This window comes from Octadecabacter sp. B2R22 (assembly GCF_018861045.1).
In the GTDB taxonomy this organism is placed as follows: Bacteria; Pseudomonadota; Alphaproteobacteria; order Rhodobacterales; family Rhodobacteraceae; genus Octadecabacter.
In genome coordinates, this window is sequence record NZ_JAHKQJ010000003.1 from 1 (window position 1) to 20,626 (window position 20,626).

The following is a 20,626-nucleotide window of genomic DNA, read 5'->3' on the forward strand; positions in this document are numbered from 1 at the left end:
CCAAGCAGGATGTGCTCGCGCGTCTGTGGCATTGGGCCGTCTGCTGCGTTCACAACCAAGATCGCGCCGTCCATCTGAGCAGCACCAGTGATCATGTTTTTGACGTAGTCAGCGTGGCCTGGGCAGTCAACGTGCGCGTAGTGACGTGCTTCTGTTTCGTACTCAACGTGCGCTGTGGAGATCGTGATCCCACGTGCTTTTTCTTCTGGCGCGCCGTCAATCTGGTCGTACGCCTGGAAGTCACCGAAATACTTGGTGATCGCCGCTGTCAGTGTCGTCTTGCCGTGGTCAACGTGGCCGATTGTGCCGATGTTAACGTGCGGTTTATTACGTTCAAACTTTTCCTTAGCCATGATGGCCTCCTTGGTATGTAGCCGATGCAATGCATCGTATTGTGGGGGTGCGGTGGGCCCGAAGGCCCACCGGACTTATGCGAATTTTGCCTGGATCTCGTCAGAGATGTTGCTTGGAACCGGATCGTAGTGACCGAACTGCATAGTGAAGTTCGCACGACCAGAGGACATGGAGCGCAAGGTGTTGATGTAGCCGAACATGTTCGCAAGAGGTACGAACGCGTCGATGGCAATCGCGTTACCGCGAGTATCTTGACCCTGAACCTGACCGCGACGTGAAGTCAGGTCACCAATGATGCCGCCGGTGTATTCTTCCGGTGTCACAACTTCGACCTTCATGATTGGCTCGAGAAGTTTCGCGCCCGCTTTGCGCATGCCTTCACGCATACACATACGTGCAGCGATTTCGAATGCCATGATGGACGAGTCAACGTCGTGGAACTTACCGTCAAGCAGCTGAACCTTGAAGTCGATCACAGGGAAGCCAGCCAAAGGACCGTTGTCCATAACGGACAGGATGCCTTTTTCGACGCCTGGGATGTATTCCTTTGGAACAGCACCACCAACAATCTTGGATTCGAAGGAGTATCCTTCGCCAGCTTCGGTTGGGGAAATGAGCATTTTCACTTCGCCGTACTGACCGGAACCACCAGATTGTTTCTTGTGCGTGTAAGTGTGCTCGACTTCGTGACCAATGGTCTCGCGGTAAGCAACTTGTGGTGCACCGATGTTCGCTTCAACTTTGAATTCACGCTTAAGGCGGTCAATCAAGATGTCGAGGTGAAGTTCGCCCATGCCTTTCATGATGGTCTGACCAGATTCGAGGTCAGTTTCCACGCGGAAGGATGGATCTTCGGCAGCCAGACGCTGCAGGCCGAGAGACATTTTCTCTTGGTCGGCTTTTGTCTTAGGCTCAACAGCGATCTCGATAACCGGATCCGGGAACGTCATCGTTTCCAGAACCACCTGTTCTTTGTCATCAGACAAAGTGTCACCAGTTGTCGTGTCTTTCAGACCCGCAAGCGCGATGATGTCACCAGCAAATGCTTCGGTGATTTCGTCCTGCTTGTTGGAGTGCATCATAACCATACGGCCGATGCGTTCCTTGCGGCCCTTAGTTGTGTTCATCAACGTATCGCCCTTCTCCAGCTTACCGGAGTAGATGCGTGTGAAAGTCAATGTACCCATGTAAGGGTCGTTCATGATTTTGAACGCGAGGCCAGAGAACGGCATGTCATCGTCAGCGCGACGTGCAATGTTACGTGTCTCTTCTTCGTCACCAGGCGCAAAGCCCATGTAGTCAACAACGTCCAGTGGGGACGGAAGATAGTCGATAACCGCATTGAGCAGAGGCTGAACGCCTTTGTTCTTGAATGCAGAACCACCGAGAACTGGAACGAACTTAAGTGCCAAGCAGCCCTTACGGAGCAATGCGCGCAGTGTTGGAACGTCAGGCTCGTTGCCTTCCAGGTATTCCATCATCGCGTCGTCGTCCATTTCGACGGCAGCTTCGACCATTTTGCCACGCCATTCGTTGGCTTGGTCCTGAAGTTCAGCGCGGATCGGTGCTTTGATCCAAGATGCACCAAGGTCTTCGCCCTGCCACAGCCACTCTTCCATGGTCACGAGGTCGATCAGACCTTCGAGCTCAGTTTCGGCACCAATTGGGATGCCGACTGGAATTGCAGTCGCGCCTGTACGGTCTTCGATCATGTGAACGCAGTTAAAGAAGTCCGCGCCGATCTTGTCCATTTTGTTAACGAACACGATACGTGGAACTTTATAACGGTCAGCCTGACGCCAAACAGTCTCTGTCTGAGGCTCAACACCGGCGTTACCGTCAAGAACGGTTACAGCACCATCGAGAACAGCCAAAGAACGTTCAACTTCAATTGTGAAGTCAACGTGGCCTGGTGTGTCGATGATGTTCATGCGGTGCTTTTCAGAATCTGGCGTAGCGCCGTCTTCTGTGCGTTCCCAGAATGTCGTCGTCGCAGCGGAGGTAATTGTAATACCCCGTTCCTGCTCCTGTTCCATCCAGTCCATCGTTGCTGCGCCGTCGTGGACTTCGCCGATGTTGTGGGATTTGCCTGTGTAAAACAGGATACGCTCGGAACATGTGGTTTTACCCGCATCGATGTGCGCGATGATACCAAAGTTACGGTAGCGTTCGAGTGGATAGTCGCGTGCCATATTGGTTGCTTCCTATTACCAGCGGTAGTGGCTGAATGCTTTGTTAGCATCGGCCATTTTATGAGTGTCTTCGCGTTTCTTAACGGCTGTGCCGCGGCCTTGGACCGCATCAACAAGCTCGCCTGCGAGGCGCTCTTCCATAGTCTTCTCGTTGCGGCCTTTGGCAGCCGCGATCAACCAGCGAATTGCCAGAGCTTCACGGCGCTCAGGGCGAACTTCGACTGGAACCTGGTACGTAGCACCACCAACACGGCGGGAACGAACTTCGAGGTTTGGTTTGATGTTGTCGAGAGCTTCGTGGAACACTTCCACAGGAGCTTTCTTCAACTTGTCTTCAACGCGATCGAACGCGTTGTAAACGATACGCTCAGCGACGGATTTTTTACCGTCGATCATGAGGTTGTTCATGAACTTAGAGAGAACCTTATCACCGAATTTTGCATCGGGAAGGATCTGGCGCTTTTCAGCGGCGTGACGACGTGACATATTCTGTTTCCCTTACTTCGGCTTCTTGGCGCCATACTTCGAACGGCGCTGCTTACGGTCCTTAACGCCTTGCGTATCGAGTACGCCGCGCAGAACGTGGTAGCGAACGCCGGGAAGGTCTTTTACACGACCGCCACGGATCAGAACCACAGAGTGCTCCTGAAGGTTGTGGCTTTCACCACCGATGTACGAAATTACTTCGAACCCGTTGGTCAGGCGCACTTTGGCAACCTTACGCATCGCGGAGTTCGGTTTTTTCGGGGTAGTTGTATAAACCCGTGTGCAAACGCCGCGCTTTTGCGGGTTGCCTTCAAGGTGGAGTGATTTCGACACTCGACGTTTTGGCTGCCGGGGTTTCCGGATCAACTGCTGAATCGTTGGCATTAGGTTTTGTCCTACTTCCTACACATGTGTAGCGAACCCTGTGGTCCGCCGGTTTAAATTCTCAAGCGCCTCTTGCGTCCAAAAAGCGCAAAAAACCCGCTGGCGTAGCCTTACCGGAGCTACGGAGCGGTTGGGTTACAGAGGATCGGACCAATAGTAGGCCGGATCTTGACCACGACGATTATGATGCCTGACACGGGACAAACCCCTGCCAAGTGAGCGCTCTATAGGTTGACTCGTTTTTGCTGTCAACAGCGCCTAGCGGATGCGCACGCCCGGCGGTGATGCTGTCGCTGACTTGCGCTCGCGATATAACGTGAAAAGCCCCGTCGCGACGACGATCCCCGCGCCGACAAGCGTCCACCCATCTGGCCATTCTTTGAAGACGAACAGCCCGAGCAGCAGTGCAACGATGAGTGACGCATACCGGAACGGCGCGACAAACCCGATCTCGCCGATGCGCATTGCAGCAACCGACACCGTATAGCCGATCATCAGACACAATGCCGCGCCGGCAATCAGTTTCCATGCGCGAAGATCCGGCATGACCCAGTGTTCACCCGTTACTGCGGACCCAATCGCCGCCATCGTTGTCACCCCAATTGCCGCCGCCAATGCGACACGGCTGGAGGGGACAGATTTGGACAGCTTGCGCGACGTAAGATCACGGACCGTCACACCAACAACCGCCGCGACACCATAGAGAGAATAGGCACTGAAGCCCTCCGCGCCGGGCCGAATGATGATCGTGACACCGACCAAGCCAACCGCGATGGCTACCATGCGCCGCCACCCGACCTGTTCTCGGAAAAACAAGGCCGCCGCCAGTGTCACCGTCAAGGGAAGCGCTTGAAGGATCGCGGAGAGGTTGGCGATGGGCATATTCATGAGGGCCTTGAGAAAGAAGACCGTGCTGACGATCTCGGCAAGCGTCCGCAAGACAGTCAGTGCGCGGTCTTGCGGGCTGAGCTTGTATTGGAGCTGCCTCCACATCGCGGCCAGCACAAACAGCCCAAGTGAGATCATAACGCCGCGCAGGAATATCTGCTCAAAGAAAGGCAGGTTCGGCGCGGCGAGTTTCATAAGCACATCATTGATTGTAAAGGCGGCCATTGAGGCCGACATCATCGCAGCTGCACGCATGTTGTCTGAAAGGGTCATAGGACGGGTGTGGCACTCCGCGCTCGGTCGGTCCATCCCCTAAATCGGATGGCTAATACGATACAAAAAAGGCGGCGCGGAAAAACCGCACCGCCTTCGTCGGAGTTTCCCCCTAAGGTCAGATCTGTGGGGTAGATTGACCTATTGGTTAGCCGCGCTCTGGGCGTTCTGGCGCATGGCTTTCAAGAACGGCGTCGACCTGTGCCTGTGTCAAACCTGCACCGGCTTCCTGAAGACAAGACGCAATAGCTGCGGCATCCGGGCCCGCTGGGCGTTCTTGTTGTGTAGAAGATTGAGATCCAGGCTCTGGGCGCTCACCGCGTTCTGGGCGCGGCATACATGTTTCCAGAGCGGCCTCGGTTACACCAAGGTCAGTCGCCATTGCGGCAATGTCAGGCCCACGCTGTGGGCGGTCTTGGTTCTGCGCAGTCGCCATGAATGGCGCTGCGATGATGCCCGCGGCAAGTGCGAACGTGAGGATTGGGCCTGTCGTACGTGTCATGTTTTTTCTTTCCTGTTTCGCACCCCGTCAATCTGGATGCAAAACGTGATACGCAAAGAAATGTAGGCTCCGTCGAAAAATGTTTGGCTAACGTTAAGTCATCCTGCCGGTCGCAAACAAGAAAGGCCGCCGGATTTTCCGGCGGCCTTTTTCAATTCATGCTGAGACGATCTTACTCGTCGCGGCTTTCAGGTGTGTCTACAACGATCGTGTCGAACGCATCCCCACCCACAACATCGTCAGATGCTGCAGCTGGCGCGGCCAATGCGGCGGCTTGTTCTGCTTCTTCACGACGGGCCTGAATGACCACGTTGTCACGCTCTCCTGCGATACGTGTGACGCGCTGTGTTGCGCCACCTGTACCTGCCGGGATCAAGCGACCCACGATGACGTTCTCTTTGAGACCGACCAGTTTGTCGCGCTTGCCCTGTACGGATGCTTCCGTAAGAACTCGCGTTGTTTCCTGGAAGGACGCCGCAGAGATGAAGGAACGCGTTTGCAAGGACGCCTTGGTGATCCCGAGAAGGATCGGCTCACCCTGTGCAGGACGACCACCACGGGCAATCGCCTTTGCGTTTGCTTCGTCAAACTCGGCCTTGTCGACGTTTTCACCCTTAAGCAGTGTCGTTTCACCACTGTCAGAGATTTCCCACTTCTGGAGCATCTGACGCACGATAACTTCGATGTGCTTATCGTTAATCTTCACGCCCTGAAGACGGTAAACGTCCTGAACTTCGTCGATCATGTAGTCAGCCAAGGCTTCGACACCCATAATGGCGAGAATGTCATGCGGCGCTGGGTTGCCGTCCATGATGTAGTCGCCCTTTTGCACGAAGTCGCCTTCCTGCACTGGGATGTGTTTGCCCTTCGGTACCATGTACTCGACCTTGATATCCGGATCTTCAGCGGACTCAATCGCGATACGACGTTTGTTTTTGTAGTCCTTACCAAAGCGAACATAACCATCGTTTTCTGCAATGATCGCGTGGTCTTTAGGGCGGCGTGCCTCAAAGAGTTCCGCAACCCGTGGCAGACCACCGGTAATATCCTTGGTCTTGGCGCCTTCACGCGGGATACGCGCAACAACGTCACCGGCTTTGATCTCTTGCTGATCTTCGATCGAGAGAACGGCGTCGACAGACATAGGGTAGGTCACAGGGTTGCCTGCCTCGTTGCGAACAGGTTCGCCGTCGGCACCAACGATCAGGATTTCCGGCTTCAGCTCGTTGCCTTTTGGCGCAGAACGCCAATCAGTAACGATCTTCTGCGTCATGCCTGTTGCTTCATCGGTGTCTTCGCGGATTGCGATACCATTGATGAGGTCAACAAACTTAACCGTACCGGCCTTCTCTGCGATGATTGGCAGTGTGAAGGGGTCCCATTCGAACATCTTGTCGCCGCGAGCGATTTTCGCGCCGTCTTTGACGAAGACTTTAGAACCGTAGCCGACCTTGTGATTGGCAAGTTCTTCACCGTTTTCGTCCATGATCGCGAGAACCATGTTCCGGCCCATAACAACCTGCTCACCAAACTCGTTTTCGAGGAGCTGAGCGTTGCGCAGTTCGACCTTACCGTCCGCGGATGCTTCGAGGAAGGACTGTTGGCCACCCTGCGCAACACCACCAATGTGGAATGTACGCATTGTCAGCTGTGTACCAGGTTCACCGATGGACTGCGCAGCAATAATGCCGACAGCTTCGCCGATGTTAACCCGTGTACCGCGTGCAAGGTCACGACCGTAGCACATTGCACAAACGCCATCTTCAGCTTCACATGTCAGTGGGCTGCGGATGCGCATCTTGGCAACGCCGGCTGTTTCGATTGCATCAGCAGAGCGTTCGTCGATCAGCTCACCGGCTTTGACGATCACGTCTTCCGTACCCGGAACCAGAACATCGTCAGCGGACACACGGCCCAAGACGCGTTCGGACAAGGACGCAACAACCTCACCATCGTTAACAGCTGCTTCTGCGGTGATGGCCATATCCGTTCCACAATCGACTTGGCGCACGATGCAGTCTTGTGCAACGTCCACCAGACGACGTGTCAGGTAACCGGAGTTCGCTGTCTTAAGCGCGGTATCGGACAGACCCTTACGAGCACCGTGTGTCGAGTTGAAGTACTCGAGAACGGTCAGGCCTTCTTTAAAGTTCGAGATGATCGGCGTTTCGATGATTTCACCGTTCGGCTTGGCCATCAGACCACGCATACCGCCCAGCTGTTTCATCTGTGTTACGGAACCACGCGCACCGGAGTGAGCCATCATGTAAACAGAGTTTGGTTCATTTTCAGAACCGTCTTCCGCACGACCAGTGGTCGAGATGGTTGTCATCATAGCGTCAGTAACTTTGTCGTTCGACTTTGACCAAGCATCGACAACTTTGTTGTACTTTTCACCCTGAGTGATCAGGCCGTCCATGTACTGTTGTTCGAAATCTTTAACTTGATCGCGTGTCTCGTTGACCAAAGTCCACTTCGTGTCAGGGATAACCATGTCGTCCTTACCGAACGAGATGCCAGCCTTGAACGCTTCGCGGAAGCCCATAGTCATGATCTGGTCACAGAAGATGACAGATTCTTTCTGACCACAGTAACGGTAGACCGTATCAATGATCTGCTGAACTTCCTTCTTACGCAGAAGGCGGTTCACCAGTTCGAACGGCGCTTTGTTGTTCAATGGCAATAGTGCGCCAAGGCGAACACGACCAGGAGTCGTTTCAAAACGCTGCATGACTTCGTTGCCTTCCGCGTCGATCTGCGGAATGCGGGCTTGGATTTTCGCGTGCAGGTGCAGCTCACCAGATGCCAAAGCATGTTCAACTTCTTCGATGTCGGAGAAGACCATGCCTTCGCCCTTCATGCCTTCGCGTTCGATGGTCGTGTAGTACAGACCCAAAATCATATCCTGTGACGGAACAATGATCGGCGCGCCGTTTGCAGGTGACAGAACGTTGTTCGTGGACATCATCAGAACGCGCGCTTCCAACTGTGCCTCAAGGGACAGTGGAACGTGCACAGCCATTTGGTCACCGTCGAAGTCAGCGTTAAACGCAGAACATACAAGCGGGTGCAGCTGGATGGCTTTACCTTCGATAAGAACAGGTTCGAACGCCTGAATACCAAGACGGTGCAGCGTAGGCGCACGGTTCAGCATGACAGGGTGTTCACGGATCACTTCGTCCAAGATATCCCAAACTTCGGGACGCTCTTTTTCAACGAGCTTCTTGGCTTGCTTCACTGTGGAAGACAGGCCTTTGGCTTCGAGACGCGAGTAGATGAACGGTTTGAACAGTTCCAAAGCCATCTTTTTGGGCAAGCCACATTGGTGCAACTTCAGTTCCGGACCGGTCACAATGACCGAACGACCGGAGAAGTCGACGCGCTTACCCAAAAGGTTTTGACGGAAGCGACCTTGCTTACCCTTCAGCATGTCAGACAGTGATTTCAACGGGCGCTTGTTGGCGCCAGTGATCACGCGGCCACGACGGCCGTTGTCGAACAATGCGTCAACAGATTCCTGCAACATCCGCTTTTCGTTGCGAACGATGATGTCAGGTGCGCGCAGTTCGATAAGACGCTTGAGACGGTTGTTCCGGTTGATCACACGACGGTAAAGGTCGTTGAGGTCAGACGTTGCGAAACGACCACCATCCAGCGGCACCAGTGGGCGCAGCTCTGGTGGGATCACAGGCACAACGGTCAGGATCATCCATTCAGGACGGTTGCCGGACTCGATGAAGCTTTCAACGATCTTCAAACGCTTGATGATCTTCTTTGGCTTCAATTCGCCAGTCGCAACTTTCAGCTCTTCACGCAGCATTTCAGCTTCGCCTTCGAGGTCGATTGCAGCCAGCATTTCGCGGATCGCTTCAGCACCGATGTTCGCGGTGAATGCGTCCATGCCGTAGGCGTCTTGTGCGTCGAGGAATTCTTCCTCAGTCATCAAGGCACCGTATGTCAGGTCTGTAAGACCCGGTTCGATCACAACGTAGTTTTCAAAGTACAAGATGCGTTCAAGGTCACGCAAAGTCATGTCCAGCATCAGGCCGATGCGGGATGGCAGGGACTTCAGGAACCAGATGTGCGCAACAGGTGCGGCCAGTTCGATGTGGCCCATACGCTCACGGCGTACTTTTTGAAGCGTAACTTCAACACCACATTTCTCGCAGACAACGCCGCGATACTTCATGCGCTTATATTTGCCGCACAGGCATTCGTAGTCTTTGATTGGCCCAAAAATACGTGCGCAGAACAAGCCGTCGCGTTCTGGTTTGAACGTACGGTAGTTGATGGTTTCCGGCTTTTTGATCTCACCGAAGGACCACGACAGGATCCGTTCTGGAGAGGCCAAAGAGACCTTGATTTCGTCGAACGTTTTTGCCGGTGTGAGCGGGTTAAACGGGTTGTTTGTCAGTTCCTGGTTCATCTTCAATTCCTTGAATTGGGTGCGTTAAGAGGGTGGTGAGGAATAGGGCCGAGGCCCTATTCGTCGTCCTCTGCGGCATCCAGGAGTTCCATGTTGAGGCCGAGGCCCCGTACTTCTTTCACGAGAACGTTGAAGGATTCTGGCACGCCAGCTTCAAAGTTGTCTTCGCCCTTAACGATGCTTTCGTAGACTTTCGTCCGGCCAGCCACGTCATCGGATTTCACTGTCAGCATCTCTTGCAGCGTGTATGCCGCGCCATATGCCTCTAGTGCCCAGACTTCCATTTCCCCGAAACGCTGACCACCGAACTGGGCTTTACCACCCAGCGGCTGTTGCGTGACCAAGGAGTATGGCCCTGTGGAACGTGCGTGGATCTTGTCATCGACAAGGTGGTGCAGTTTCAGCAGGTACTTAACGCCCACTGTGACCTTACGGGAGAATTGCTCACCCGTGCGGCCGTCAAACAGCACCGATTGACCGGATGTGTCGAACCCTGCGCGTGTCAGCGCGTCGTTAACGTCTGCTTCTTTCGCGCCGTCAAAGACAGGCGTCGCGATTGGAACACCACGTGTGACGTTGCCGGCGGCTTCGATCAGTTCATCGTCGGTCATGTCAGCCACGCCCTCAGAATAAACATCCTCGCCGTAAGCAATCTTCATGGCTTCCTTCACTGGTGAGAGATCACCGTTACGACGGTATTCACCGAGCGCTTCGTCGATCTCAATGCCGAGACCGCGTGCGGCCCAACCCATGTGAGTTTCCAGAATCTGACCAACGTTCATACGGGATGGAACGCCGAGTGGGTTCAGACAGAAGTCGACTGGTGTACCGTCTTGCAGGAACGGCATGTCTTCCATTGGTACAACCTTGGAAATAACACCTTTGTTCCCGTGACGACCTGCCATCTTATCGCCCGGCTGAAGCTTACGCTTCACCGCAACGAAGACTTTAACCATCTTCATCACGCCCGGAGGCAGATCATCGCCGCGGCGCACTTTCTCAACCTTATCTTCGAACCGTGCGTCGAGCAGTTTCTTCTGCGCTTCGTACTGTTCGTTGAGGGCTTCAACGATCTGTGCGTCGTCTTCTTCTTTCAGAGCCAGCTGCCACCAGTGGCTGCGTGGCAACTCTTCGAGCATCGCTGCATCGATTGTTGCGCCTGTTTTGATGCCCTTTGGACCCTTGGCAACTGTTTTGCCTGTGATCATAGAGCTGAGACGCGCGTAGATGTTGCGATCAAGGATCGTCATCTCATCGTCGCGGTCACGTGCAAGACGTTCGACTTCTTCACGCTCGATCTGAAGCGCACGTTCGTCTTTTTCAACGCCGTGGCGGTTGAACACACGAACTTCAACGACCGTACCAAAATCACCAGGCTTAACGCGCAGGGATGTGTCACGAACGTCAGACGCTTTTTCACCAAAGATGGCACGGAGGAGTTTTTCCTCTGGCGTCATCGGGCTTTCGCCTTTTGGCGTGATCTTACCAACAAGAATATCACCCGGTTCAACTTCTGCACCGATGTAAACGATACCCGCTTCGTCGAGGTTGCGCAGGGCTTCCTCACCGACGTTTGGAATATCGCGTGTGATTTCTTCTGGGCCGAGCTTCGTATCACGCGCTGCGACTTCGAATTCTTCGATGTGGATCGATGTGAATACGTCGTCACGCACGATGCGTTCGGAGATCAGAATGGAGTCTTCGTAGTTGTAGCCGTTCCAAGGCATAAACGCGACGACCACGTTTTTACCAAGTGCGAGTTCACCGATATCCGTGGATGGACCGTCAGCAATAACTTCGCCCTTAAGAACCGTGTCACCAACCTTCACCAGCGGGCGCTGGTTGATGCAGGTGTTTTGGTTGGAACGCTGGAACTTGCGCATGCGGTAGATGTCAACGCCAGGGTCACCAACGGTGAGGTCAGACGTCGCGCGAACAACGATACGTGTCGCATCAACTTGGTCGATGACACCACCACGTTTCGCCATGATCGCAGCGCCAGAGTCACGTGCAACAACTTCTTCGATACCAGTACCAACAAGCGGAGCTTCTGCCTGAAGCAGTGGAACCGCCTGACGCATCATGTTCGAACCCATCAAGGCACGGTTGGCGTCATCGTTTTCAAGGAACGGGATCAAGGAGGCCGCTACGGAGACCAACTGCTTTGGCGAAACGTCGATCAGATCAACAGATGAGTTCTGAGCGAGTGTGTATTCACCGTTCTGACGTGTGGACACGAGGTCGTTCACGAAAGACATGTCTTCGTTCAGGTTCGCGTTGGCCTGCGCCACTGTGTGACGCATTTCTTCGGTCGCGGACATGTAGTGAACTTCGTCCGTAACCTTTCCGTCTGTGACAACCCGATACGGTGTTTCAATGAAGCCGTACTTGTTGACGCGGGCAAAAGTCGCGAGCGAGTTGATCAGACCAATGTTCGGGCCTTCCGGTGTCTCAATCGGACACATACGACCGTAGTGCGTTGGGTGAACGTCACGTACTTCAAAACCAGCACGTTCACGTGTCAGACCACCTGGCCCAAGCGCGGACAAGCGGCGCTTGTGCGTGACTTCGGACAACGGGTTGGTTTGGTCCATAAACTGAGACAGCTGCGAGGAACCAAAGAATTCACGAACCGCAGCAGCAGCTGGTTTCGCGTTGATCAGGTCCTGCGGCATCACAGTGTCGATTTCGACAGAGGACATACGCTCCTTGATGGCGCGCTCCATGCGGAGCAGACCAACACGGTACTGGTTTTCCATCAGCTCGCCAACGGAACGCACACGACGGTTACCAAGGTGGTCAATGTCGTCCACGTCGCCCTTGCCGTCGCGCAGTTCAACCAGCGCTTTGATGCAGGATACGATGTCTTCTTTGCGCAATGTGCGCATTGTGTCTTCGGCATCCAAAGCAAGACGCATATTCATCTTAACGCGACCAACGGCGGACAGGTCGTAACGCTCAGAGTCGAAGAACAAGCTGTCAAACAATGTGGAAGCGGCATCAACGGTGGGCGGCTCGCCCGGACGCATAACGCGGTAGATATCCATCAGCGCAGTTTCGCGACCCATGTTTTTGTCTGCCGCCATTGTGTTGCGCATGTATGGGCCAACATTGACGTTATCGATGTCCAGAACTGGGATCGTTTTAACGCCAGCATCAACGAGCTCTTTCAGCGTACCGCCGATCAATTCGTCTGCTTTGTCGTACTCCAGCGTCAACTCGTCACCGGCTTCGACGTAAATCGCACCGGTTTCTTCGTTGATGATGTCTTCGGCTGCGAATTTGCCAACGATCTGCTCATAAGGAACGAGCAGTTCAGTGACTTCACCAGCGTCAATCAGCGCCTTAACAGCACGTGGCGTAACTTTTTTGCCCGCTTCGGCAATCACTTCGCCAGTCTTTGCGTCAACAAGGTCGAACGTTGGGCGCGTACCGCGCACACGCTCTGGGAAGAACTTGGTTTTCCAAGCTTTCGCCTTCTTGTCGAATGTGTAGTCAACCGTGTCGTAGTAGGCGTTCATGATCGCTTCTTGGTCGAGACCAAGCGCGTATAGAAGCGTCGTTACCGGCAATTTGCGGCGACGGTCGATACGGCAGAACACGAGGTCTTTGGCGTCGAATTCGAAATCCAACCAAGAACCACGGTAAGGAATGATACGACATGCGAACAACAGCTTACCCGAGCTGTGTGTTTTGCCTTTGTCGTGGTCAAAGAAAACGCCTGGCGAGCGGTGCATCTGGGAAACGATTACACGCTCAGTACCGTTCACAACGAACGTACCGTTTGGCGTCATCAAAGGCATATCGCCCATGAACACGTCTTGTTCCTTGATGTCCTTAACCGACTTCGCGCCAGTGTCTTCATCCACATCAAACACGATCAGACGGAGAGTGACCTTAAGCGGTGCGGCATATGTCATGTCGCGCTGCTGGCACTCTTCAACGTCGTACTTCGGCTTTTCGAGCTCGTATTTTACGAATTCGAGAACAGAAGTTTCGTTAAAGTCTTTAATTGGGAAGACCGACTGGAAAACACCTTTGATGCCTTCGCCGTCGAGCGGCGTGTCACTGTCGCCGGAGCGCAGGAACAGATCATAGGATGATTTCTGAACCTCAATGAGGTTCGGCATGTCGAGGACTTCGCGGATTTTACCGTAGTATTTACGGAGACGTTTCTGACCGAGGAACGTTTGCGCCATTTGGTTGGACACCTTTCAAATTCTCACCGGCGCACGAACAGTTGGGCGACTGCACGGGCGACCATACGAGACGACAAAAAAGGGGTCCATTCTCGCCACGCGACCCATTGCGTAGCTCTCGACCCCATATCCTGCCTTGGAAAACACCCCGAAACTACGGGAGGCTTGCCAAGGAAGGTCTGCTCAAAACGTTTTGCCTGCCCCTGAAAACAAACGGTTTTTAGGGGGTGAAGTGGCTCCATGCTTCAAGACAGAAAGAGCGGCCCCGAATCAATCGAAGCCGCGTGAACGTGCTAAATAGGATGTGATTAAAGAAATGACAAGGGGCCGAACGCCACCTTGTGCCAGACGCTACGCGCGCCCGACCTGCCCCCAATCCTGAAACAAAGAGTACCCGAGGTCAAGAAAAAGCGCATATGGGACCCGTATGGGGCTGGTATGGTTACGATATGGTTATGAGCCGGAACGCCTGTTTCGGACCGAATTAACCGGCTCACGTCACAATGGCCCCCTCAAGACAGGAGAGAACCATGCGTGAAGTTGACCCAAAACAGATGACGAAGACAGACCTCAAACATTGGGGGCTGGGCGTCGATGCGATGAAGATGATGGACTACGAGCTGATGGGGTTCCTGAGTGAGACCCGCGCCCTGCCCCGCGACTGGGACAGGATTTGGGAGGATCAGGACAAACGGGACCCGAAACGCAAGAAGGTGACGATGTCACTGGATGAGGATGTGATCAAATTTTTCAAAGGCCTCGGCCCCGGATACCAACCGCGCATGAACCGCGTGCTGCGGGCGTTCATGCATTTCAGGTTGGCAAAACTGATCGAAGGGCCAGACACGATGGATTACATTCTGCGGCCCGAAAAGGTGTTGGAGAAAGCCCGGATGCAGCCGAAATGGGGCGACACGCAGCGGATGATTGAAGAGGTGGAGGCGCAGCGGAATGACGCCAAGAAAGACAAGCGCCGCGGCCCGAAGAAGCGCGTGCTGAAAGGAACAGAGCGGCCTTGGATGGATGATCCGCTGAGAGCGAAGGGGCGGTAAAGGTATCCAAGGGCCGCTTGTTTCGCCCGATACTAGACGCGGAGAGCCAACTTTCGCTGCGTACTGCGCGGAGGTCCGCTCTGCGGACTACTCTGCCATTCAAATGGATTTGTGGAACGGCGGTTCTGTTTGGCTTGCAGACATCCAGCAGCCTAGACTTTATGCGCTGTCCACTGCGCATAAGTGAATGCAGAACTGTGCAATGAGAAACCGGTAGAGCTTCAATGGCGCGGGATGTACTTGGCCAGTTAAACGACCTCTCGGGAGCTTGACGGTGCTCAGTGCTTTTCGAGTGCCTCTTTGAGCAAGCCGAATTCGCCTGATGACATTTTGACAGTCTCCTCTTCGCCGGGGAATTGTCCCTCAACGACGGCGGCTCGAAACCCTCGGAGCGCCTTGGCCCGTTCGGACGCGAGCTTTTTGCGAATAGCGAGCAGGTCACCGAATGCCCTTGCGTGACGCGGCGGATTTTCAACATCTCCACAGATATCCTCAAGATACAGCAAGACGACATCGGCGGATGGGCCTGCCCCGATGGAATGGGTCACGAGGTTTGAATGGTGGCGAATGGCATCAAGCGCATCTGATGCCACACATTCCACCTCAACCGCGAATGCACCGGCATCTTCCAACCTGCGAAACTGATCCAGCAGCGTCAGCGCCTCTTTTGCCGTCTTTCCTATTATACGCAGACCGCCAACTTGCGTTGATCGGCGTGGGATCAGGCCGAGATGGCCTTGAACGGACAAACCTTCTTTCGCCAACATCTCAACCACTTCCAAACTGCGCGGCGTCTGTATTGAATCGGCTCCCGCCTCGGCGGCCTTCATTGCGGCACGCAGAATCTCATCTTTAGTCACGTATTGCGACATCGGCAGTGCAGCGTTGATAAAGATTTGCGGGGCGGCGGCGCGGATGGTCGGCGTCAGCTCATCCCAAATCGACAAATGGTCAATACCCGCCTCGGCGCAGGCTTGGGCCTCCTCGAATGTGTTGGGCACCGTTGAGGTAAATTTACGAGTTCCACGCAGTTGGATGAAGTCAGCAACTGTCAGGAACCGTTGTGCGGGCTCGCCGCCGTATGTGTAAATGTTCTTGAGCTTCATGTTTCTCGTCTCTTACGGCGCTAGCGTTTCTGTATGGCCGTCCACAGCAAGTATCTGACCTGAGATTTTGGACCCTGAGGGGGACGCGAGGAAGCGGATCGTATTGGCGACGTCCTGAGCTGTGACCCATGTCTTCATCGACACGCCTTTGACATAACTTTGGCGCACAGCATCAATGGCTTGTCTGCGTGCGGATGCCTCATTCTCGATAACGCGGTCCATGCGCGGCCCTTCTACCGCGCCCGGGCAGATGGCGTTCACGCGCACGCCAGCCTCGCCAAGCTCCATCGCGAGGGTCTTTGTCAGGCCAACGATGGCCCACTTTGCTGATGCGTAGGGGCTGCGCAGGGGATAGCCCAATTGCCCAGCAGTCGAGGAGGTCAGGCAGATCAAGCCGCTGCCTTGCGCACGCATGAGCCGGGCGGCCCATCTGCAGGTCAGGAAACTGCCGTGCAAATTGGTTGCCACGCAGTGCTGCCATTCGTCGAAGTCGAGCGTTTCAATGCGGCCCGCTGGCCCGCCTGTTCCCGCATTTGCACAGACGACATCAATCCCCTGCCATCTCTCTTTAAGTTGCTGCAAAAAGGCGTCCATTTCCGCCTCGTTTGTGACGTCAACCTGGCCAGCAATCAGCGTCGGATATGCCTCCTGCATCGCGGCAAGCTGGTCGCTATCCACATCGCAGATCGCGACATCTGCGCCGTCGGCGAGGAATGCTTCGGCAATGGCGCGCCCGATGCCGGCGGCTCCGGCGGTCACAAGGATACGTTGTGTCATGATTTACTTCCGCAATGCTGTTGGTTTCTTGCGCGCACGCACCGTGCGCAGCCCTTCGGCGGTACCGTCATGGAATGACCCAAACCAGCGGTCCCAAGGCATTTCCGCCGTACCGTAGTTGCACTCAAAATACCGATGATGCAGCTGGTGGAAGAATGTCCCCATCTCCATCCGCGCATTCTTGCCAAGGATCAAAGCGTCATAGCCAGAGTGGGACGTCGTCGTCGCCAGCGTCAGCCAATAGCAATGAAACAGCATGTGAATGGGGTGCGACGGGACGACCAGATGGATCAGCAGCGATGACAGGTACAACACATGTTCGATCGGGTGCATCGAAAAGCCCGACCAAGGCCCGACCGCAATATTGCGGTGATGGACTGAGTGCACGCGACGGTACATCGGGGCCCAATGCAGGAACCGATGCGCCCAGTAAAAGTGGAACGAGTACCAAACGCCAATCAAAGGGAACCACAGGACGAACCAAACCGGATTTGCGCTCAGCGTTACGGTTGGCAGCACACTATTGGCATAGCCCCACCAAAGACCGGCCTCATAGATCGTCCAGATGCCCACCCCACTGATCAGGGAATAGGCCACATTGTCCCAAAGCTGACTGCCAAAGGCAAAAATGCGGGCCTTTGCAGTTGGCCCCCGGCGATCATACCGCAAGGCATCGCCTTGCTTCTTCCATGTGTAAAGCCAGAGATGCAAAATCGTCGCAAACGCCACGAGCATCGCAATATTGCGCAGCCAAATCGCAGCGATCCAGCCGGGCGCCAGTGTTTGGGTCTGCTCCAGGGGCGGCTGAAGCCAGCTCCAAACAGCAAATGCGATCACGACGTAGAGCAACAGTTCCGAAATCGGCAGCCAAGCGCCCGCGTACCATCTCAACGAGGCAAAGGGGCGGGGCGGCTTTTCAAACACCGGCGATGTATTGATTGGCAAATCGGGATGCCAGTTCCATTCGCGGCTTTCGCCAGCAGGTGTGCCTGCCGTCAATTCGGATGTGTTTGTGGTCGCTGACGACATAGGGCCCCCTTGGCTGGACGTAAAAGTCACCCAGGACGCTACCCCAGAAAATCGCCGTCAGATATTGCAATTGTCAACAGACTTGATATCGAAATTGATATGAACAACCGGCGACCTCATCTTCCCTCTACGCGGTGTCTCCTTGCTTTTGAGGCAAGCGCGAGACTGCAGAGCTTCACAGCCGCTGCACAGCAGTTGAACACATCGCAGTCGTCGATCAGCCGCCATATCGCCGAGCTGGAAGCTGCTTTGGGCGCATCGCTCTTTGAGCGGCACAAGCAACGCGTGCACCTCTCAGAACAAGGGAAGCACTTGTACCTTCGGGTCAGTCAGGGGCTGGACAGCATCCGCGATGGCCTGCAGGTGATTGCAGATTGGGATGCCGACCTACCGGTCACAATCGGATGCACGCACGCGATTTCTCACCTGCTGATTATGCCAGTCTTTGATCGCCTACAGCATGCGATGTCCGATGTCGCGAAAGTGCGGGTCATCACATCGGAATACGAGGCCTTGGATGCGCACCTCGACCCACAAATCGACATTGTCTTCGACTATGACGTTGGCAACCTTAACGCAAACGACTTTGTTTTGTTGTTTGCTGAGGCCGTCAAACCGGTGTGCGCGCCTGGCTTCAAGGAACGGCATGCCAAAGAACTCTCAGCGCCGTCATCGCACTGGCAGGGTTTCGAATTGCTGGAGATGGCCACGCCGAACCGGGGCTGGGCAAATTGGGAAGATTGGTTTGCAGCCAACGGGATCTCTGCCAGCGCGCGCCCGACCACCAGCTTTAACAACTACGTCTACCTGTTGGAGGCTTGCGCATCTGGCCGAGGCCTTGCTCTAGGTGCACGCGGCATGGTCGACACCTATTTGTCAAATGGTCGGTTGGTCCAAGCTTATGATGACTACAAGGAATATGACCGTGGCTTTTACGCCGTGCTTACCGAGCGCGGACGGTCTAAAAGTGCCGCGTACCGTTGTCTCGAAGCCCTCGCGGACTTATGCACGCTAAGCACTTAGCTAGATACCACACCGAGCTTCCGCTTTGGATTACTCAACTGACATTAATACGATCTGCAGCATCTTGCACTATGAGCTCAAAGCAGACACTCGCTGCGCAGACCCCGAATGGCGGCTTTTGGCCGTTGCGGAACAAAAACGGCGGCCCCGAGGGACCGCCGCTTCTGTATACCAAAAAGGTATGCTCCGAAGAGAAGGGCTTAGGCCACTTCGACTTCTGCGCCAGCTGCTTCCAGCTTGCCTTTGATGTCTTCTGCTTCAGCTTTATCAACGCCTTCTTTGATCTTGCCGCCAGCTTCAACGAGGTCTTTAGCTTCTTTCAAGCCAAGACCAGTGATGCCGCGAACTTCTTTGATCACGTTGATTTTGGATGCGCCAGCATTCTTGAGAACGACGTCAAATTCAGTCTTCTCTTCTGCTGCTGCACCGCCAGCGTCGCCGCCAGCAGCCATCATTACAGCGCCACCGGCAGCTGGTTCGATGCCATACTCGTCTTTGAGGATGGTTTTCAGTTCTTGTGCTTCGAGAAGTGTCAGACCGACGATCTCTTCTGCAAGTTTTTTCAGATCAGCCATTTGCTTTTCCATTTCTAAGTTTGTGTTCCAACGACAGGGGGTATTCCCTACGTCAGCCATTCAAGTTGCTTCAGGCAGCTTTCTCTTCGATCGTTGAGAGAACGCTTGCGATGTTGGAAGCAGGCGCGCCAATTGCGCCGGCGATGTTGGAGGCAGGTGCACCGATGCAGCCCACGATGGAAGCAATAAGCTCCTCACGGGATGGCATTTCGGACACTGCTTTAACACCAGCGACGTCAAGTGCCGTCTCACCCATAGCGCCACCAAGGATAACGAGCTTGTCGTTTTCTTTGGCAAACGTCTGAGCAACCTTGGCCGCAGCCACAGGATCCTCAGAATAAGTCAGAACGGTCATGCCTGTCAGGTGATCAGCGATGCTTGCGCATGGCTTACCTTCAAGGGCAATTTTGGCGAGCTTGTTTTTGGCAACGCGTACAGATGCGTCGACTTCACGTGCACGGGCACGCAGGTCTTGCATCTCAGCAACTGTCAGGCCTTCGTAGTGGGCAACCACAACGACGCCAGAGCTTTCAAAGATTTGGCCGAGATCTTCGACCAATTGTTCTTTTTGTGCTCTATCCACAGTTTCACTCCAAATATGGGGCTTGGGAAGAATTCCGGCCCCGGCTCAAGTTTGCTTGACCCTTGCGGATCAAACGTAGAAGTCCTCGAATTTAACGGGGTTGAGCCGATCAGGAGTGGAACCCATAGAGAGCGCCAGTAAATCTCGGTCTTTCCCGCCTCAGGCAGGATTTATGGTCTAGGACCACCCACCGTCTCGGACGAATGCACGCCAAGACGAATCAAGGCATATGTGCATGGATGCGTTTAGAGAGGTTGAGCTCGTTTGTGAAGTAAAGAATGCGGATGAAGCGAATGGCGGGTAGGAGCCCATTTTACCGGATACTGCGCTTGCAGCACAGGACTGTTTTGCAACTCTCCATCGACTCGCCAACTGTTCTTCTAACTCGCTGCTCCTCCCCCTGCGCGCCTCATCAAACACCATCCACTTAACTTCCCAATATCTGCGCTAAATACCGTGACAACCAGACTGAGGAATAGCGGGAAGGCGGGAAGAACAATAATGAATTTAAAACCCAATGTGTTCGGGGCCAATTCGGTAGGTACAGTCAAGTATGCTATGACGATATATATGGCTATCCGAGCGACAACCCGCCACCTAACGCCAGGCACTGCTAGTTCGCGTGTCGGATCTAATTCAAAAGCACGGGTCTCAACCGCCTTGTACAACACAGAGAATCCAAGCCCGCCAATGACTGAGCATACCAGTGATGGTATGAACAAGAGCGCGTACACATCACCAGACCGCCCGTCAAAAGTTTGCAACACCTCGTAGCGT

At 54.4% G+C, this 20,626-nt stretch carries 15 protein-coding genes; 2 read left to right on the plus strand and 13 right to left on the minus strand.

Annotated features, from left to right (window positions below; all coding sequences use genetic code 11):
• The 8 genes from KO486_RS02380 to rpoB all read right to left on the minus strand — a co-directional run.
• On the minus strand, positions 1-353 hold a 353-nt coding region (locus tag KO486_RS02380), incomplete at its 3' end, for a GTP-binding protein (RefSeq protein ID WP_216035651.1).
• A gap of 75 nt (positions 354-428) precedes the next feature.
• Positions 429-2,546 (minus strand): elongation factor G, encoded by a 2,118-nt coding sequence (fusA, locus tag KO486_RS02385; protein ID WP_216035652.1) that lies wholly within the window; start codon positions 2,544-2,546, stop codon positions 429-431.
• A gap of 15 nt (positions 2,547-2,561) precedes the next feature.
• Complete coding sequence (rpsG, locus tag KO486_RS02390; protein WP_216035653.1) at positions 2,562-3,032, minus strand: 30S ribosomal protein S7; 471 nt, start codon at positions 3,030-3,032, stop codon at positions 2,562-2,564.
• A 12-nt stretch (positions 3,033-3,044) separates the two neighbouring features.
• A complete protein-coding gene (gene rpsL / locus KO486_RS02395; RefSeq protein ID WP_049833279.1) occupies positions 3,045-3,416 on the minus strand; it encodes a 30S ribosomal protein S12 in 372 nt (123 codons plus the stop codon).
• 258 nt (positions 3,417-3,674) lie between these two features.
• Positions 3,675-4,577, minus strand: coding sequence for a DMT family transporter (locus tag KO486_RS02400; RefSeq protein WP_216035654.1), 903 nt, complete (start codon positions 4,575-4,577; stop codon positions 3,675-3,677).
• Between the two features lie 148 nt (positions 4,578-4,725).
• Complete coding sequence (locus KO486_RS02405) at positions 4,726-5,079, minus strand: hypothetical protein (RefSeq protein ID WP_216035655.1); 354 nt, start codon at positions 5,077-5,079, stop codon at positions 4,726-4,728.
• Between the two features lie 172 nt (positions 5,080-5,251).
• Positions 5,252-9,505 (minus strand): DNA-directed RNA polymerase subunit beta', encoded by a 4,254-nt coding sequence (rpoC, locus tag KO486_RS02410; RefSeq protein ID WP_216035656.1) that lies wholly within the window; start codon positions 9,503-9,505, stop codon positions 5,252-5,254.
• A gap of 56 nt (positions 9,506-9,561) precedes the next feature.
• A complete protein-coding gene (gene rpoB / locus KO486_RS02415; RefSeq protein ID WP_216035657.1) occupies positions 9,562-13,704 on the minus strand; it encodes a DNA-directed RNA polymerase subunit beta in 4,143 nt (1,380 codons plus the stop codon).
• A gap of 530 nt (positions 13,705-14,234) precedes the next feature.
• Here rpoB and KO486_RS02420 point away from each other — a divergent pair.
• Positions 14,235-14,756: a BrnA antitoxin family protein gene (locus tag KO486_RS02420; RefSeq protein ID WP_216035658.1), complete on the plus strand. Its 522-nt coding sequence runs from the start codon at positions 14,235-14,237 to the stop codon at positions 14,754-14,756.
• A gap of 278 nt (positions 14,757-15,034) precedes the next feature.
• Here KO486_RS02420 and KO486_RS02425 read toward each other — a convergent pair whose 3' ends face one another.
• Genes KO486_RS02425 through KO486_RS02435 form a run of 3 tightly spaced genes read right to left on the minus strand, consistent with a single transcriptional unit; the run spans position 15,035 to position 17,668 of the window.
• A complete protein-coding gene (locus KO486_RS02425; protein ID WP_216035659.1) occupies positions 15,035-15,862 on the minus strand; it encodes a 3-methyl-2-oxobutanoate hydroxymethyltransferase in 828 nt (275 codons plus the stop codon).
• Between the two features lie 12 nt (positions 15,863-15,874).
• Positions 15,875-16,639: an SDR family oxidoreductase gene (locus KO486_RS02430; protein ID WP_216035660.1), complete on the minus strand. Its 765-nt coding sequence runs from the start codon at positions 16,637-16,639 to the stop codon at positions 15,875-15,877.
• 3 nt (positions 16,640-16,642) lie between these two features.
• Positions 16,643-17,668 carry a sterol desaturase family protein gene (locus KO486_RS02435; RefSeq protein ID WP_216035661.1) on the minus strand — a complete coding sequence of 342 codons (1,026 nt, stop codon included), beginning with the start codon at positions 17,666-17,668 and terminating at the stop codon, positions 16,643-16,645.
• Between the two features lie 99 nt (positions 17,669-17,767).
• Between KO486_RS02435 and KO486_RS02440 the strand changes: the two genes are divergently transcribed.
• Positions 17,768-18,691, plus strand: coding sequence for a LysR family transcriptional regulator (locus tag KO486_RS02440; protein ID WP_216035662.1), 924 nt, complete (start codon positions 17,768-17,770; stop codon positions 18,689-18,691).
• A gap of 200 nt (positions 18,692-18,891) precedes the next feature.
• Here the strand turns inward: KO486_RS02440 and rplL are convergent, their stop codons facing one another.
• Positions 18,892-19,266 (minus strand): 50S ribosomal protein L7/L12, encoded by a 375-nt coding sequence (rplL, locus tag KO486_RS02445; protein WP_216035663.1) that lies wholly within the window; start codon positions 19,264-19,266, stop codon positions 18,892-18,894.
• Between the two features lie 70 nt (positions 19,267-19,336).
• The gene (gene rplJ, locus KO486_RS02450; RefSeq protein WP_216035664.1) at positions 19,337-19,849 is read right to left on the minus strand and encodes a 50S ribosomal protein L10; all 513 of its coding nucleotides are present in this window, start codon (positions 19,847-19,849) and stop codon (positions 19,337-19,339) included.
• Between the last annotated feature and the right edge of the window lie 777 nt (positions 19,850-20,626).

What these genes read in the sequence shown, in the direction of transcription:
- KO486_RS02400 (WP_216035654.1), bottom strand. Translation starts at nt 4,577, where the DNA reads ATGACCCTTTCAGACAACATGCGTGCAGCTGCGATGATGTCGGCCTCA.
- rplL (WP_216035663.1), bottom strand. Translation starts at nt 19,266, where the DNA reads ATGGCTGATCTGAAAAAACTTGCAGAAGAGATCGTCGGTCTGACACTT.
- rpsL (WP_049833279.1), bottom strand. Translation starts at nt 3,416, where the DNA reads ATGCCAACGATTCAGCAGTTGATCCGGAAACCCCGGCAGCCAAAACGT.
- fusA (WP_216035652.1), bottom strand. Translation starts at nt 2,546, where the DNA reads ATGGCACGCGACTATCCACTCGAACGCTACCGTAACTTTGGTATCATC.
- KO486_RS02430 (WP_216035660.1), bottom strand. Translation starts at nt 16,639, where the DNA reads ATGACACAACGTATCCTTGTGACCGCCGGAGCCGCCGGCATCGGGCGC.
- rpoB (WP_216035657.1), bottom strand. Translation starts at nt 13,704, where the DNA reads ATGGCGCAAACGTTCCTCGGTCAGAAACGTCTCCGTAAATACTACGGT.
- KO486_RS02435 (WP_216035661.1), bottom strand. Translation starts at nt 17,668, where the DNA reads ATGTCGTCAGCGACCACAAACACATCCGAATTGACGGCAGGCACACCT.
- rpoC (WP_216035656.1), bottom strand. Translation starts at nt 9,505, where the DNA reads ATGAACCAGGAACTGACAAACAACCCGTTTAACCCGCTCACACCGGCA.
- KO486_RS02420 (WP_216035658.1), top strand. Translation starts at nt 14,235, where the DNA reads ATGCGTGAAGTTGACCCAAAACAGATGACGAAGACAGACCTCAAACAT.
- KO486_RS02425 (WP_216035659.1), bottom strand. Translation starts at nt 15,862, where the DNA reads ATGAAGCTCAAGAACATTTACACATACGGCGGCGAGCCCGCACAACGG.
- KO486_RS02405 (WP_216035655.1), bottom strand. Translation starts at nt 5,079, where the DNA reads ATGACACGTACGACAGGCCCAATCCTCACGTTCGCACTTGCCGCGGGC.
- KO486_RS02440 (WP_216035662.1), top strand. Translation starts at nt 17,768, where the DNA reads ATGAACAACCGGCGACCTCATCTTCCCTCTACGCGGTGTCTCCTTGCT.
- rpsG (WP_216035653.1), bottom strand. Translation starts at nt 3,032, where the DNA reads ATGTCACGTCGTCACGCCGCTGAAAAGCGCCAGATCCTTCCCGATGCA.